15 protein-coding genes are annotated in these 15,617 nt (G+C 23.6%); 5 read left to right on the top strand and 10 right to left on the bottom strand.

The annotated features are described in order from the left end of the window. Positions 1–13: 13 nt before the first annotated feature. Positions 14–1,444, bottom strand: a complete 1,431-nt coding sequence (locus H0H59_RS02555) for a Glu/Leu/Phe/Val family dehydrogenase (RefSeq protein ID WP_185862057.1) — start codon at positions 1,442–1,444, stop codon at positions 14–16. Between the two features lie 119 nt (positions 1,445–1,563). After that, positions 1,564–4,356 carry a leucine--tRNA ligase gene (leuS, locus tag H0H59_RS02550; RefSeq protein WP_185862056.1) on the bottom strand — a complete coding sequence of 931 codons (2,793 nt, stop codon included), beginning with the start codon at positions 4,354–4,356 and terminating at the stop codon, positions 1,564–1,566. A gap of 118 nt (positions 4,357–4,474) precedes the next feature. On the opposite strand from leuS, the gene mgtE reads away from it, so the two are divergent. Further along, entirely contained in the window at positions 4,475–5,824 is a 1,350-nt protein-coding gene (gene mgtE / locus H0H59_RS02545) for a magnesium transporter (protein WP_185862055.1), read from the top strand. On the opposite strand, the gene H0H59_RS02540 is transcribed toward mgtE, so the two are convergent. Then, positions 5,804–6,823, bottom strand: coding sequence for an RluA family pseudouridine synthase (locus tag H0H59_RS02540; protein WP_185862054.1), 1,020 nt, complete (start codon positions 6,821–6,823; stop codon positions 5,804–5,806). The two genes, mgtE and H0H59_RS02540, sit on opposite strands and share 21 nt — an antisense overlap. Then, on the bottom strand, positions 6,810–7,655 hold the full coding sequence (locus tag H0H59_RS02535; protein WP_185862053.1) for a PASTA domain-containing protein: 846 nt from the start codon (positions 7,653–7,655) through the stop codon (positions 6,810–6,812). Before H0H59_RS02535 ends, H0H59_RS02540 begins: the two co-directional genes overlap by 14 nt. 46 nt (positions 7,656–7,701) lie before the next feature. Between H0H59_RS02535 and H0H59_RS02530 the strand changes: the two genes are divergently transcribed. Further along, the gene (locus tag H0H59_RS02530; protein ID WP_185862052.1) at positions 7,702–8,688 is read left to right on the top strand and encodes a D-alanine--D-alanine ligase; all 987 of its coding nucleotides are present in this window, start codon (positions 7,702–7,704) and stop codon (positions 8,686–8,688) included. Positions 8,689–8,817: 129 nt separating this feature from the next. On the opposite strand, the gene feoB is transcribed toward H0H59_RS02530, so the two are convergent. Continuing rightward, on the bottom strand, positions 8,818–10,875 hold the full coding sequence (feoB, locus tag H0H59_RS02525; RefSeq protein WP_185862051.1) for a ferrous iron transport protein B: 2,058 nt from the start codon (positions 10,873–10,875) through the stop codon (positions 8,818–8,820). Continuing rightward, a complete protein-coding gene (locus tag H0H59_RS02520) occupies positions 10,857–11,096 on the bottom strand; it encodes a FeoA family protein (RefSeq protein WP_185862050.1) in 240 nt (79 codons plus the stop codon). Before H0H59_RS02520 ends, feoB begins: the two co-directional genes overlap by 19 nt. 63 nt (positions 11,097–11,159) lie before the next feature. Between H0H59_RS02520 and rseP the strand changes: the two genes are divergently transcribed. Then, positions 11,160–12,494, top strand: coding sequence for an RIP metalloprotease RseP (gene rseP / locus H0H59_RS02515; RefSeq protein WP_185862049.1), 1,335 nt, complete (start codon positions 11,160–11,162; stop codon positions 12,492–12,494). On the opposite strand, the gene H0H59_RS03080 is transcribed toward rseP, so the two are convergent. After that, positions 12,441–12,755 (bottom strand): 5-formyltetrahydrofolate cyclo-ligase, encoded by a 315-nt coding sequence (locus tag H0H59_RS03080; RefSeq protein ID WP_238785037.1) that lies wholly within the window; start codon positions 12,753–12,755, stop codon positions 12,441–12,443. The two genes, rseP and H0H59_RS03080, sit on opposite strands and share 54 nt — an antisense overlap. On the opposite strand from H0H59_RS03080, the gene H0H59_RS03105 reads away from it, so the two are divergent. Then, positions 12,709–12,834: a hypothetical protein gene (locus H0H59_RS03105; protein ID WP_262887139.1), complete on the top strand. Its 126-nt coding sequence runs from the start codon at positions 12,709–12,711 to the stop codon at positions 12,832–12,834. The two genes, H0H59_RS03080 and H0H59_RS03105, sit on opposite strands and share 47 nt — an antisense overlap. A gap of 233 nt (positions 12,835–13,067) precedes the next feature. On the opposite strand, the gene H0H59_RS02505 is transcribed toward H0H59_RS03105, so the two are convergent. Next, entirely contained in the window at positions 13,068–13,850 is a 783-nt protein-coding gene (locus H0H59_RS02505) for an alpha/beta hydrolase (protein ID WP_185862048.1), read from the bottom strand. A gap of 100 nt (positions 13,851–13,950) precedes the next feature. On the opposite strand from H0H59_RS02505, the gene H0H59_RS02500 reads away from it, so the two are divergent. Then, the gene (locus H0H59_RS02500; RefSeq protein WP_185862047.1) at positions 13,951–14,718 is read left to right on the top strand and encodes a type III pantothenate kinase; all 768 of its coding nucleotides are present in this window, start codon (positions 13,951–13,953) and stop codon (positions 14,716–14,718) included. Positions 14,719–14,725: 7 nt separating this feature from the next. Here the strand turns inward: H0H59_RS02500 and H0H59_RS02495 are convergent, their stop codons facing one another. Beyond that, positions 14,726–15,130 carry an HIT family protein gene (locus H0H59_RS02495; protein WP_185862046.1) on the bottom strand — a complete coding sequence of 135 codons (405 nt, stop codon included), beginning with the start codon at positions 15,128–15,130 and terminating at the stop codon, positions 14,726–14,728. Further along, positions 15,123–15,605: a transcription elongation factor GreA gene (greA, locus tag H0H59_RS02490; protein ID WP_185862045.1), complete on the bottom strand. Its 483-nt coding sequence runs from the start codon at positions 15,603–15,605 to the stop codon at positions 15,123–15,125. Before greA ends, H0H59_RS02495 begins: the two co-directional genes overlap by 8 nt. Positions 15,606–15,617 lie beyond the last annotated feature (12 nt).

The raw sequence follows: 15,617 nt of genomic DNA, 5'->3' as shown, positions 1-15,617 counted from the left end.
AAAGGAAATGATATTATGGAAAAATTCCTAATTTTTCATAAGAATCTATAATTTTATTTATAGCAAGTACAAACGCTGCAGTACGCATGTTTTCTATTTTTGATGAATTTTTCAAATTACGGATTTTATGAAATCCACTAATCATGGTATCTTCTAATCCACTACGAACTAAATCTATTTCTCTTGCTCCTCTCAATATAATTTTCTTTTTTTCTGTTGATATTTTTTTACTACAAATCCTTTCTATGACCTGTAATAATTCTGCGTTCATATTTTCACTAAATCTTTTTTCCATGCGTCCATAACGTACATGACTTAAATTTTTCAACCATTCAAAATAAGAGACAGTTACTCCTCCAGCATTTAAATAAATATCTGGAAGTATAATTACTCCTTTTTTTTCCAATATTTCATCTGCTTCTGGAGTTATAGGACCATTGGCAGCTTCTCCAATAATTTTAGCTTTAATACGATTAACATTGTTCTTATGTATTACATTTTCTAATGCTGCTGGAATTAAAATATCACATTCTAATTCTAAAGCATTTTCTGTATTTTCAATATTTATTGCTTCTGGAAAATTTAATATAGATCCAGTATTTTTTAAATGTAGAATAACTTTGGAAACATTTAATCCTTTTTTATTGTAAATAGCTCCTTCTCTTTCTGCTAAAGCGACAATGATAGCCCCAGCTTCATGAAAAAAAGTAGCAGCATGATATCCAACGTTTCCTAATCCTTGTATGATTATTTTTTTTCCAACTAATCCAACATCAAGACCTACAGAAAACATATCTTCTTTCATACTACATAACTCTCTAATACCATAAAAAACTCCTAATCCTGTAGCTTCTTTTCTTCCTCTAACTCCTCCTTGAGAAATAGGTTTTCCTGTAACACAAGCTAATGCATCTACATCTCCAGGACTAATAGATAAAAAAGTATCTAAAATCCAACTCATTTCTCTCTCTCCAGTTCCATAATCAGGAGCAGGAACATCTATTCCTGGACCAATAAAATTTTTTTTAATTAATTCAGAAGTATAACGACGAGTTATTTTCTCTATATTTTTTTCTGACATAGTTTGTGGATCTATTTTAATTCCACCTTTAGCTCCTCCGAAAGGAACATCAACTATAGCACATTTATAAGTCATTAAAGCAGCTAAAGTCATAACTTCATCTTGATTTACTTTTATGCTATATCGAATTCCTCCTTTACAAGGTAATTTATGATGAGAATGTTGAACTCTGTACGCTTCAATAACTTTTATTTCTTTTCCTATTTTTACAGGAAAATGCATACTATATACAGCATTACAAGCTTTTATTTGTTCTAAAAGACCTTTTTCAATAGAAATAAATCGTGCAGCTTTATCAAAATTTTTTTTTATACAATTAAAAAAACTATATGCACCAGTTTTATTTTTGTTGTTTTTTGACATAAAAAAGTTTTTATATATTTCTTTAGAAAAAATACAAAAACAAATGTTTATTGAATACAAATCTACATTTTATGTAATATCTAATCCATTTGAACATAAAATAAAATCATTTGTCTTTTTTAAAATAAAATATTTATTATTTTTTTTGGTATTATAATTATTTTTTTTAAAATTTTTTCTTTTAAAAAAAATTTTGTTTTAGGATGATTTAAAATGTTATTTTTTATTTTTTCTATTTCAATAGAAGAATCGAATTTTTCTAAAAATTTGAATTTTCCATTAAACATAATCGGATATGTTATTTTATTTTCTATCATATACTTTGGATTAAAAGCAGGTATAGAATAATAAATAATAGATTTTCTTTTTCCTAATTTATACCATAATTCCTCAGCTATATGAGGAGCGAATGGAGCTATTAATTGAACTAAAATTTCTAGTATTTTTCTTTTATTGCATTTTAACATAGTTAATTTATTAACAATAATCATAAATGTACTAATACATGTATTACAAGAAAAAGATTGCATTTTATCTTGTATTTTTTTTATAGTATGATGTAAAATGTGTAATTCTTGAAATGTTGGAGTGATTTCACTTATTTTAAACTCTCCATTTTTATGAAATAGCCTCCAAAATTTATTCATAAAATTTTTTACTCCATTTATTTTTTCATCGTCCCATGGTTTAGATTGAGTAATAGGACCTAAAGAAATTTCATAAAGTCTAAATATATCTGCTCCATACTTTTCAGAAATATCATCAGGATTGATAACATTATATTTGGATTTGGACATTTTTTCCAATTTTCTTTTGCAAAAAAAAACATCTTTTTCTAATAAAAAAGTAGCGTTTGAAAATTCTTGTTTATACTTTTTAAATTTTTCTATATCTAATTGATTATTTTTTTTTATGAAAAAAAGATCTATATATATTTCTTGAAATGAAAAATGTTCGTTTTTATGATCTTTTAATCCAGAAGATACAAATATATTTTTTCCTATAACTTTTAGTATAGTAGCAGAATAACTTAGGATCATTCCTTGATTTAATATTTTTTGAAAAGGTTCTTCAGTCGTTATCCATCCTCTATCTTTTAAAAATTTATGCCAAAACCTTGCATAAATTAAATGTCCTGTACTATGTTCAGATCCTCCAATATATAAATTAACATTTTTCCAATAATTTTCTTTTTTCTTATTAAGAAAAAATTCATGGTTATGAACATCCATATATCTAAGAAAATACCAACTAGATCCTGCCCAAGATGGCATGGTATTAGTTTCTATTGGAAATACATGTTTATAATCAATTAGTTTATTTGAAACTATTTTCATATTTTTTTCATCCCATGCCCAATTTTTTACTCTATCTAATGGAGATTTCCCATTTATAGGATGATAATTATCTATTTTTGGAAGAATAATAGGAAGTTTATCATTAGGAATTGTTTTTGGAATTTTATTTTTAAAATAAATAGGAATTGGTTCTCCCCAATATCTTTGTCTAGAAAAAATAGCATCACGTATTTTGTAACTTGTTTGCTCTTTTCCTATTTTTTTTGTTATAAATATTTGTATTACTTTTTCTTTTGCTTGTTTCCGATTTAAATTATTTAAAAATTCAGAATTAATACATATTTCATTATTTTTACTTATTTTTTTTAATACAGTAATAATTTCTAAACCAAATTTTTGAGAAAATTTTTTACTTTTTTTTTCATTTCCTGGAATTCCTATCATGGATTTGGTTTGATGATCTACGGTAAAAAAATTACTAATATAAATGGGAATTTTTTTGTTTTTAATAAAAGGATGGAATACATAGTTTCCTGTAAAAATACCAGAAATATTTTTTGTATTTTTTTCATATGCAGAAAAATCTTGTGAAAGATATTCTAAAACATTTTTTTTATGTGGTGAAATACTGATTTTATCTATCAATGGATGATCTGTAGATAAAATAATGAAAGTCATTCCAAATATCATTTCTGGACGAGAAATAAATAATTCAATTTTTTTTATTTTATTAATAGGATATACTATTTCTAATAAAATAGTAGCTCCCATAGATTTTCCTATCCAATTTATTTGTAATTTTTTTAAAAATTTTGAACATTCAATTAATTTTAACCCTTCTACAAGTCTTTCAGCGTATGCACTAATTCTTATGTGCCATTGTAACATTTTTTTTTTATAAACTGGATATCCTCCTCTTTGACTTTTTCCATTTTTTATTTCATCATTAGCTAAAACGGTATTTAAGTCTGGACACCAATTAACTATATTATTACATAAATAAGCTAAACGATAATCTAAAAGAATAGATTTTTTTTCATAACAACTTAATTTTTTCCATGTTTTTGAATCAAATTTATCCTTATAGGAAGTGCTTGCATGTATACAATAATTTCCATTCTTATTAAATTCTTCAATCAAAATATCTATAGATTTCGCTTTTTCACAATCTTTATCATACCAAGAATTAAAAATTTGAACAAACATCCATTGAGTCCAACGATAATAAGTAGGATTACTCGTACAAAATTCTCTACTCCAGTCAAAGGATAACCCTATTTTTTTCATTTGATTTTTATACTTTTTTGAATTTTCACGAGTAGTATCATTAGGATGTTTTCCAGTTTGTATCGCATATTGTTCTGCAGGTAATCCAAAAGAGTCAAATCCTATAGGATTTAAAACATTATATCCTTTTGCACGTTTGTATCTAGTATAAATATCTGAGGTGATATAACCTAAACAATGTCCTACATGAAGACCTGATCCAGAAGGATAAGGGAACATATTCAAAATATAATATTTTTGTTTTTTATTTTCCTTAGTATGAAAAATATTATTTTTTTTCCAGTACGTTTGCCAACGTTTTTCTATTTCACGAAAATTATATTCCATTTTTTTTTAAAAATTACAATGATTTTATTACGTAATTTTAATTCTTTCTACAAAGAAAGAATCAAATAATTATAAATATAAATATTCAAAAAAAAGTTTCTACAAAAAAAAAGAAAAAATGTTTAATGAACATCCAGATTATTTTAACAATGATAAATTTTTAAATAATCAAACTATTAGTAGTTTACTAAAAATCATTCATCATCATAAAAATGATGTTGTAAAAATATTTAGTTTATTAAAATTATGTAAGGCTATATCTCTTTTTAGACTATTGGATTTTTCTATTAAAAAAAAAATAATGGAAGAAATGTATTCGATTAAAAGAATGGAATTATTAAATAATTTGTCAAAAGATGATCGTGTTTCTTTTTTAGATAAAATTCCAAAAAATATTTTAAAAGATTTAATTAAATATTTAAGTACTGAAGAAAAATGTAGAATTTTAGTTTCTTTAGGATATCCTGAAAATAGTGTAGGTCGGATAATTATCCCATATTATATTGCCGTTAAAAAAACTTGGAGCGTACAAAACGTTTTGGATTATATTCGAAAAGAAGTAAAAAATAGTGATATTCTCGAAATTGTATATATAATTGATCAAAAAGGTAAATTGATAGATGATATAAAAATACGAGAATTTTTGTTAGTAGATCCAAAAACAAAAGTATTTGATTTAATGAATGGACAATATACAGCCGCTTTAAATGTTACAGATACAGAGAAAGAAACTCTTAAAATATTTTCTATGAATAATAGAGTTACACTTCCAGTAATTGATGATAATAATTTTTTATTAGGAATAGTAAAAATGTACGATATTTTATGGTTTTTAAATGAAAATTATAGAGAAAAAGAAAATGTTAAAAAAATAGTTGACCCCTTAAATCAATCTTATCTTAATGTTCCTTTATATAAATTAATTAAAAAAAGAGCTGGATGGTTAATTTTGTTATTTATAGGAGAAATGTTAACAACAACAGTTATGCAAAGATTTTCAAGTGTTATAGAGAAAGCAGTGGTACTAGCTTTATTTATTCCTTTAGTTGTTTCAAGTGGAGGAAATAGTGGAGCTCAAGCCGCAAGTATAATTATTCAAGCAATGGCTTTGGGAGAGGTAAAAATAAAAGATTGGTGGATAGTGATGAAAAGAGAAATTGTTTGTGGTTTTTTTTTAGGTAGTATTCTAGGAATTACAGGTTTTATACGTGTTATAGCTTGGCATAAAATTAATTTTTTTAATTATGGAACTCATTGGATATTAGTAGGATTAACAGTTTTTTTATCTTTAATTGGAGTTGTATTATGGGGAACATTTAGCGGATCTATGTTACCTTTTATAATAAAAAAATTTAGAGGAGATCCGGCTAGTTCTTCTGCTCCTTTTGTCGCTACACTAGTGGATGTTATAGGATTAATTATATATTTTTCTACATCTTATATTTTATTACATGGAATTTTGTTGTAAAAATTTATTTCTGCAGTTTTGTAGAACTATTTTAAAATCTTCAGGAATTGGACAATAAAAATGACATTTTCCATTTTTTGGATGAATAAAAGAAAGAGAAATTGCGTGTAAAGCTTGTCTTTGTAAAATTTTTAGACAAAAATTAAGAAATTTTATGTTTTGATTAGAATATTTTTTTTTAATTATTTTATTTCCACCATAAATAGAATCATGAAATAATGGATGTCCTAAATATTTAAAATGAGCTCTAATTTGATGTGTTTTTCCTGTTTTAATATTGCAAGAAACATATGTTAAATGTTTAAATCTTTCTAATACTTTGTAGTGTGTTACTGAATGTTTTCCTTTATTGCATTCTTCATTTTTAAAAATAGTCATTCTTTTTCTATTTTTAGGATCTCTTCCAATAAAACCAGTAATGATTCCTTTTTCTTCCAATAAATTTCCCCATATTAAAGCTATATATTTTCTTTTTATAGTTCTATAATGAAATTGTTTAAATAAGCATTTTTGAGAATATTCATTTTTAGCTAAAACTAATAAACCAGATGTATCTTTGTCTAATCGGTGGACCAATCCCCCTCTATATAGATTGAAATTATTAAAATTAGAATTTATTAAATGATATTTAATTCCATGAATTAATGTTCCTTTTTTATTTCCAAAACCGGGATGTACTACCATTCCTGCAGGTTTATTTACCACGATTACATCTTCATCTTCATGAATAATATCAAGATTTATTTTTTCTGCAATAATATTTTTATATTCTAAATGATCTAAACTAGGTGTAGTAATAATTTCTATTTCTACAAAATCTAAAGGCTTGATTTTATAATTTTTTTTTACAATACATTGGTTAACTAAAACTTTTTCTGAAAAAAAAATTTTTTGAATTTGATTCCTACTGATATTTGGAATATACTTTTTCAAAAATTTATCAATACGAATTTCTTTTTGATTTTTATCTGAAAAAATTTGATATTTATGTTTGTTCATTAGATATTATATTTTTTTTTTCTGTTTTTTTTTCAAAATTTTTTTCTTCTATTTGTATTAAATTATCCAATAATTCTTTTGAAGTTAACCAAAGTTCAATGGATTTATTTTTATCTTGTATTTTTCCAGGATAAGGTTTTTGACGATATACTTTTGCATTATTATCTGGATCATTTATTATTGTATGATCACAATAAAAATTAATTACATGAAATAATTTATTTTTTAAAGTAGAAGTAGCATCATGTAATGACATTCCAATAACATTGGGGACTATCAAATTATTTTTTTCATATACTTTTCCAATTATCAAAGTGATTCCATCCTGATGAGAAGGAAAAATATATCCAGATTGAATTGATTTTTTTTTATAAAAAACCTTTAAAACTGTATCTTTGGAAAGATCATTAATATATTTTATTTTTTTAATAGCTATATGATTAGCATGAAGTAATTGGAGAGCTTCATGTTTATTTTTATTTATAATATTGGGTAAAACAGTATTTGTATAAGATTGGTAATTTACCTGTATATATATAGTTCTTCCTTCTTTTACATGATCTCCAGCTTCTGGAGAAAAAGAAATGATTTGGTTTGGATTTAAATTAGGATCATAACGTGATGTATCTATATCATATTTTAATCTTAATTTTTTCAAAATGGATATAGATTGAGATAAAGTTAAATAGCGCAAATTTGGAACTACAACATAAGATCCATGTTTTGTGTAATTTTCCACCCATTTTAATGCAATTTTAGTGATCTTATATAAAATAAATATAGATACTAATAAATTTATGATGAATATTACAAAATATTTTGAATAGTTCATAGCAAAAAAATAAATTCATTAAAACCAATAAAAATAAAGATAAATCATGAAAAAAATTGCTGTTATTATGGGTGGATTCACAAAAGAATCTATTGTATCACTAAAAAGTGGAGAAGTGGTTTATGATAATTTATGCAGAAAAGAATTTGATCCTTATCGTATTTATCTTTTTAAAGAAAGATGGTTTATGAAAGATGAAAAAAATAAGGAGTATCCTATCAATAAATATAATTTTACTGTTTGTATGGAATTTGGTATAAAAAATATACAGTTTGATTGTATATTTAATGCAATTCATGGATCTCCAGGAGAAGATGGAATTTTACAAGCTTATTTTGAATTATTACAAATTCCTTATACTGGATGTCATTTTCATCATGCTAATATTACTTTTAATAAAAAATATTGTTTAACTTTATTAAAATATTTTGGTATTAATACCGCTGCATCTTTTTTTATAAATAAAAATCAAATTTTTTGTAAAGACAAAATTTTAAAAAAAGTAGGTCTTCCTTGTTTTGTAAAACCTAATCGATCTGGATCTAGTTTAGGAATAAGTAAAATTTATGAAGATAAAGATTTATTTAATGCAGTAGAAAAAGCTTTTAAAGAAGATGAAGAAATTATTATAGAATCCTTTCTTAAAGGAAGAGAGGTTTCTGTAGGGGTTTTTTCATTTAAAAACGAAGTTATTGTTTTGCCTATAACAGAAATAATTAGTAAAAATGATTTTTTTGATTTTGAATCAAAATATTCTGGAAAATCTAAAGAAATTACCCCAGCAAAATTACTTCCAAATGTAGAAAGTAAAGTAAAAAAAATAGCAAAAAAAGTATATAAAATTTTAAATTTATCAGGAATATCAAGGGCAGAATATATAATTATTAATGAAACCCCTTACTTTTTAGAAATAAATACGATTCCTGGTCTTTCAAAAGAAAGCATTTTTCCAAAACAATTAAAAGTAGCAGGTATTTCTTTATCTGATTTATTTAAAAATGCTATATATGAAAAAATGAAAAACAGAATATAATCTTATCTACAATTTACAATGGCATTTTTTTTTACAAATTTTTTTTTTAAAAAAAAATTAAAAAATTTTTTTAATAAATAAATAACTGAATACAAAAATAATATCCCTATTATTAAATATTGCCACATTTTATTTTAAAATTTGATATGTTAAAAACGAAGTACTATAAGCTAGTATAGTCATGAAAATAAATTGTATTATTGGCCATTTCCAAGATTTTGTTTCCTTTTTTATTATGGATAAGGTACTCATGCATTGCATAGAAAATGCATAAAAAAATAGTAAAGAAATTCCTGTTGCTATATTATAAACAGGTTTTTTTGTACTATGATGTAGTTCTTTTTTCATTTTTTCTTTTAAAAAATTTTCTTTTTTTTCTATACTATAGACAGAAGCCATTGTACTAACAAAAGCTTCTCTTGCTACAAGAGAAGATAACAAACCAATTCCAATTTTCCAATCGTATCCTAATGGATGAATAATAGGTTCCATTTTTTTACCAATGATACCTAAATATGATTCAGATAATTTTTTTTTTTCTATACTAATATATTTTTTAATGTTTTTATTTAATTTTTTTTTATTAAAAGACGGACCATAAGTACCTAAAACATATATTATTATATTAATAATAAAAATAATTTTTCCAGCGCTTAAAATAAATGATTTAAGATTAATCCATAGGTTCATCAATATATTCCTAAATAGAGGTATTTTATAGGTAGGAATTTCCATTATAAGATAATTTTCATAATTTTTTTTCAAAAATTTGTGTAAAATCATTGAAATACCTAAAGCAGATATCACTCCTAAAAAATACATAGCCATGAGAACGATTCCTTTTAATTGTATTAAATACCATTTTTTATCAGGAATAATGATAGATATAATTAAAGTATAAACAGGTAATCTAGCCGAACAAGTCATAAAAGGACTAGATAAAATAGTGATCAAACGAACTCTTGCATTTTCAATATGTCTAGATGACATTATTGCTGGAATGGAACAAGACATGCTAGAAATAAGAGGAACTACACTTTTCCCATTTAATCCAAAAGGGCGCATGATTCTATCCATTAAAAAAATTACTCTGCTTATGTATCCACTTTCTTCCATAAGAAGAATAAAAAATAATAAAATAAAAATTTGGGGAATAAAAGTAATTATGGTAATAATTCCAGGAAATATTCCTTGCAATAAAAAATGGTTTAAAGGACCTGGATAAACATTTTCTAATTTTATTTTAATAAAAGAAAAAAAAAATTCTATGAATTTTTTAGAAATTTCTGAACAAAAAAACACACATTGAAAAATGAAAAATAAAAAAAATAAAAAAATAAAATATCCCCAAAAAGGATGTACAATTAAAGCATTATCTATTTTTTTATAAAATTCTAAATAATTTTTTTCTTTCTCAGAAATAAATTTATAAACTGTATTGGATACAATTACTCCTATTTCTTCATATCTATCTAATGTTTCCTTTATTTGTAATCTTTTGGATATAATATTGTGTTTATTTTTTATTTTTAGTAAATAATTTTTTTTAAAAAATTTTCTATTACAGGCTAAATAATACCAAGCTTTATAAGTATTTACTTTGTAATAATTTTTTACATCATTAATAGCAATAGAATAACGTAATCCTGGATTGAAAAAATGTACTTTTTTTATTTTTTTATTTAAATTTTTTATTTCTTTTTTTATTTTTTCCAATCCTATACCTTTTCTTGCATTTATTAAAACAATTTCTGTTGCAAGAAATTGTTTTAATTTTTTTGTATTAATGAATATTCCCTTTTTCTTTGCTTCATCCAACATATTTAATATGAATAAAACGGGAAAACCTAAATCTTGTATTTGTCTTAATAAAAGAATACTTTTTTTTATATTAGATGAATCTGCTACTACCATAATTTTGTCTGGATAATCCAAATCATCTATATTGTTTAGTAATTTACTAACCACTTCTTCATCATCAGATGAAGGATAAATGCTATAAGTTCCAGGAAGATCTATAATTTGATAATATGTATTATCATCATTAAAATATCCTATTTTTTTGTCTACTGTAACTCCTAAATAATTACCTATTTTTTGATTTAATCCAGTTAATTTATTAAATAAAGAAGTTTTTCCTACATTTGGATTTCCAATAAGTGCTAATTTTATTGTTTTTTTTTGCATGAATAAGGTTCTATTATAATGTTTTCAGCTTCTTTTTTACGTAAAGCTAAACAAGATTGATCGTAACTTATACATAATGGATCATAAAAAATGGAAACAAAAAGTATTTCAAATTCTACTCCAGGCAATACTCCTAATTCTAATAATTTAATAGGAAAATCATCATTTTTATATCCTTTAATAATTCCTTTTTCTCCTTTTTTAAGATTAGATAAATTCAAAATTTATATTTTTTTAAAAAAAATGAAATAAAGGTTTAAATTTATCTTTTTTTATTATTATAAATGACATCTATTTTGATTAGATCTATACAATTTTTACTTAGCATCTCTATATTAATCGTTATTCATGAATTAGGTCATTTTATTCTAGCTCAAATATTTAAAGTTCGAGTAGAAAAATTTTTTTTATTTTTTGATCCTTGGTTTTCTATTTTTAAAAAAAAAATAGGACATACTATTTATGGAATAGGATGGTTGCCTTTAGGAGGATATATTAAAATATCTGGAATGATGATAAACGATAAAAATGGATCAGATAAAAATACGTATCAGGTAAAAGATTGGGAATTTCGTTCAAAATCAGCAATAAAAAGATTATTAATTATTTCTGGAGGAATTATTTTCAACATATTATTATCTATTTTCATTTTTACTTGTTTATTATTCAAGTATGGAGAAACTTATCTTCCTACAAAAAATGTTAAATATGGGATCGAAGTAGATTCTTTAGGAAAAGAAATAGGATTAAGGAATGGAGACAAAATTTTATTTGTTAACAATAAATATGTTCCATACTTCAATGAGATACCTAAAGCAATTATTTTTGGAAATTCCGTTACTGTAGATCGTATGGGTAAAATTATTAATTTATCATTAAGTAATAAAAAAAGATTTTTTTTTGATAAAAAGAAATTAAGTTTTTTTATTAAACCTCGTGTTCCTCCTATTATAAATTACGTAATTAAAAATTCTGAAGCTGAAAAATATGGATTAAAAAATAATGATGAAATCTTAGCTATCAATTCTGAATTAATTTTATTTTCCGATCAATTAAAAGATTTTTTATTAAAATATAAAAATGAGAACATTTTTATGTCCATCAATAGAAGTGGAAAATTTATTCAAAAAAAAGTTTTTATAAATTCAAAAGGAATTTTGGGGATTTACTTAAAGAATTTTATGGATTTGGATTATATTTTTTTATTTGAAAAAAAAAATTATTCCTTTTTTGAAAGTATTCCTCATGGAATAAAAAAAGCTTGGAATGTTTTAAAAAATCAAATATTTTTTTTAAAAAATATTTTTCATATAGAAACTAAAGCTTATAAACAAATAGGAAGTTTTTTTTCTATGGCTAAAGAATTTCCTTCTAAATGGAATTGGGATATTTTTTTGACCTTAACTGCAACTTTATCCATTTGGTTAGCTTTTTTAAATTTATTTCCCATTCCATCATTAGATGGAGGTTATATATTATTTATTGTAATAGAAATGATAACAAAAAAGAAAATAAATGAAGAAATTATTGAACGTTGCACTATTTTTGGATTTATAGTAATAAGTTTAATTATGATGTTTATCGTTATTTGGGATATATTCAAAGTTTTTATTTTTTAAATTTTTTATCAAAAAAAAAACATGATCGGTTGTAATTCCTATATCTATTGATAAATCGTTTTTATGAATATTTATTATTTTTTTTATAGGAGGAAAAAAACTTAACCCTATTTTAATAACATTTTTGCTGCATAAAGAAATAAATCTATCATAAAAACCTTTACCGTAACCTATGCGATAACCTTTTAAATCAAATATTAATAGTGGAATAAATATGACTTCAATAAGAGAAGCAGAAATAACATGTTTGTGCGTAGAAATAGGTTCTAAAATTCCATATTTATTCTTTTTTAAGAAAGTATTTTTATTGAAAAAACAATTTTCTATGGTAAATGAATGAAAATTAGAATAGGGAATTGTTATATATTTTTTTTTTTAAAAGAAAATCAATAATAATAAATGTATCTACTTCTTTATACTCTTGTATAGGTAAAAAAATATGGTAATATGTTTTTTCCCAGATAAAAAATATATTTTTTATCTGGGAAAAAATTTCATGACTCATTTGAATAACTTTTTTTTTAGATATGGATTTCCTATAAGAAAAATATTTATCACGTAATTTTTGTTTATTCATTTTCTAATAGAATCTATAAAATTTTCTAATATTTTTATTATTTTTTTTGGTTTTTCTATATGCCCCATATGACCTGTATCTATTTCAATAAAATTAGTACTATTTCCACTTTTTGCTTCTTCACGAATTTTTTTTGCATCTAGTATTAAATCGTATAATCCAATTATATATAATTTAGGAATTGAAGTATTTTTTAGCAAAAAAGTTCTATTTTTTCTAATTAACATTCCTTTTAAAAAAGAAATTACACTATTAATAGAAGTAGAAAAAGCTATTTTTTTAACAAAAGTAATTTTTTCTTGCAAAGAATATAATTTTTTAGGATGAAATAATTTATTCATACTTATGGATACAAATAAAGGATAATTTTTTATTGCTAATTGAATTGATTGCAATCTATGTTTTTTTTTTTCAATTGAATCTGATTCTGCTGTAGAATGAAGCAAGCATAATCCTAAAAAAATTTCTGGATATTTTTCCGCAAGAGCTAAAGCTACATATCCTCCCATAGAATGACCTACAAAAATAGCTTTTTGCATATTTTTTTTATCCATAATTATTTTAACCATTTCTGCAATACTTTCCATAGTAAAAATATTTTTTTTAGTAGTAAAGATGCTTTTACCATGACCTGGAAAATCAATTGAAAGTACTTTATATTTTTTAGTAATATCGGAATATATATCATTCCAAATTTCCAAGCTTTCCATAAATCCGTGTAATAACACTATTGGAACTCCTTCCCCTTCTATTTTAAAATTTATTTTATTATAATCCATATATGTATATACCTAAATATATGATGTAAATATCAAGTAAATTGTAAAAAAAATTTGTAATTCAAATTACGTTTTTTCTTATTAAAGAATGAAGTGAGTCATGTTGTTAACGATAAATATTGGAAATTACAGTATTCGTTTTGGACTATTTAACAATAATTATAATTTAAAATGTAATTACTCATGGATTATTAATAGCAATCCACATAGATCATTAGATGAATATGTTTTATTATTTAGAAATATATATCAACAGTATGGTATTTCTTCAAAATTAATACATAATATCGTCATTGGATCTGTGGTCCCTTCTTTAACAAATATTGTAGAACAATCTTTATATGAAATACATGAAATTAAACCTATCATAGTTGATAGATACTCATCATCTTCTATTAAACATGATTCTCATCAATTAGGAACGGATTTATATGCTAATGCAATAGCTGCATATACATTATATAATAAAAATACAACTTTAGTTGTAGATTTTGGTACAGCATTAAGCTTAACTTGTATTGATAAATATGGTGTTATTCAAGGTATTATTATTGCTCCAGGAATAAATAGTTCTTTAACAGCGTTAATTAGAAATACAGCTCAATTGTCACAAATAGAATTAAAAAAACCTCCCAATATACTAGGAAAATATACTGAAACATGTATTCAAAGTGGAATTATATATGGATATTTAAGTATGGTAGAAGGGTTGATCTATAGAGTTAATAAAGAGTTAAAAACAAATTGTTTTGTTATTGCAACTGGGGGATTATCTCATATATATACCCCTTTAACAAAAAAAATTCATTTTAAAGATAAACTACATACAATAAAAGGATTAAAAATTTTATTTCATTGGAATCATTAAAAACAAGTTATATTTTTATAGTTTTTTTTATTTTTTCAGATAAAATTTGAAAATTTTTTTCAGATAAAACGATTCTTTTTTTTGAAAAATTTCCATCACTTTCTTGATCCATAGGAATAAGGTGAATGTGAACATGAGGTATTTCAAATCCAATAACAAATATTCCTATACGATTACAAGGAATTATTTTTTTTATACCTATAGCTACTTTTCTTGTAAAAAACATAATAGAGATAAAATCTTTTTCCGAAAGAGAAAAGATTTTATCTCTATTGCTTTTTTTTGGTATTACTAAAGTATGTCCTATTTTTATAGGATAAATATCTAAAAAAGCTAAATGATCAGAATTTTCTGCTACTTTATAAGCAGAAACCTCGTTTTTTATTATTTTATGAAAAATGTTATTATTCATTAAACGCTATTTCTAAAATTTCATAATCAAGTATCATTTTGTTAGGTAACTTTATATGAGCAATTTGTCCTACTTGTTTTCCTAATAATCCTGTAGATATAGGTGTATTTATGGAAATTTTTCCTGATTTTAAATCAGCTTCTCCCTCTGGTACTAAAGTATATATTTGTTCTCCTCCATAAGTTAGATTTTTCACTCTTACTGTAGAAAGAATAGAAACTCTAGTTCTATTTATTTGCGAACCGTCTATAATACGTGCGTTAGATAATTTTTTTTTTAATTTAGCTATATTCATTTCCAAAAATCCTTGTGCTTCTTTTATTGCATCATATTCTGCATTTTCTGAAAGATCTCCTTTATCTCTAGCTTCTGCTATTTGCATAGATATTTTTGGACGTTCTATATTTTCTAACCTTTCTATTTTTTTTTGTAATTTTTTTAATCCTTCTTTGGTTATGTATTCAAATTTTTCCATAATTTATCATTT

Origin of the sequence: Blattabacterium cuenoti (assembly GCF_014251715.1) — a bacterium.
Taxonomy (GTDB): Bacteria; Bacteroidota; Bacteroidia; order Flavobacteriales; family Blattabacteriaceae; genus Blattabacterium; species Blattabacterium cuenoti_M.
This window is presented reverse-complemented; position numbering and strand designations above follow the sequence as displayed.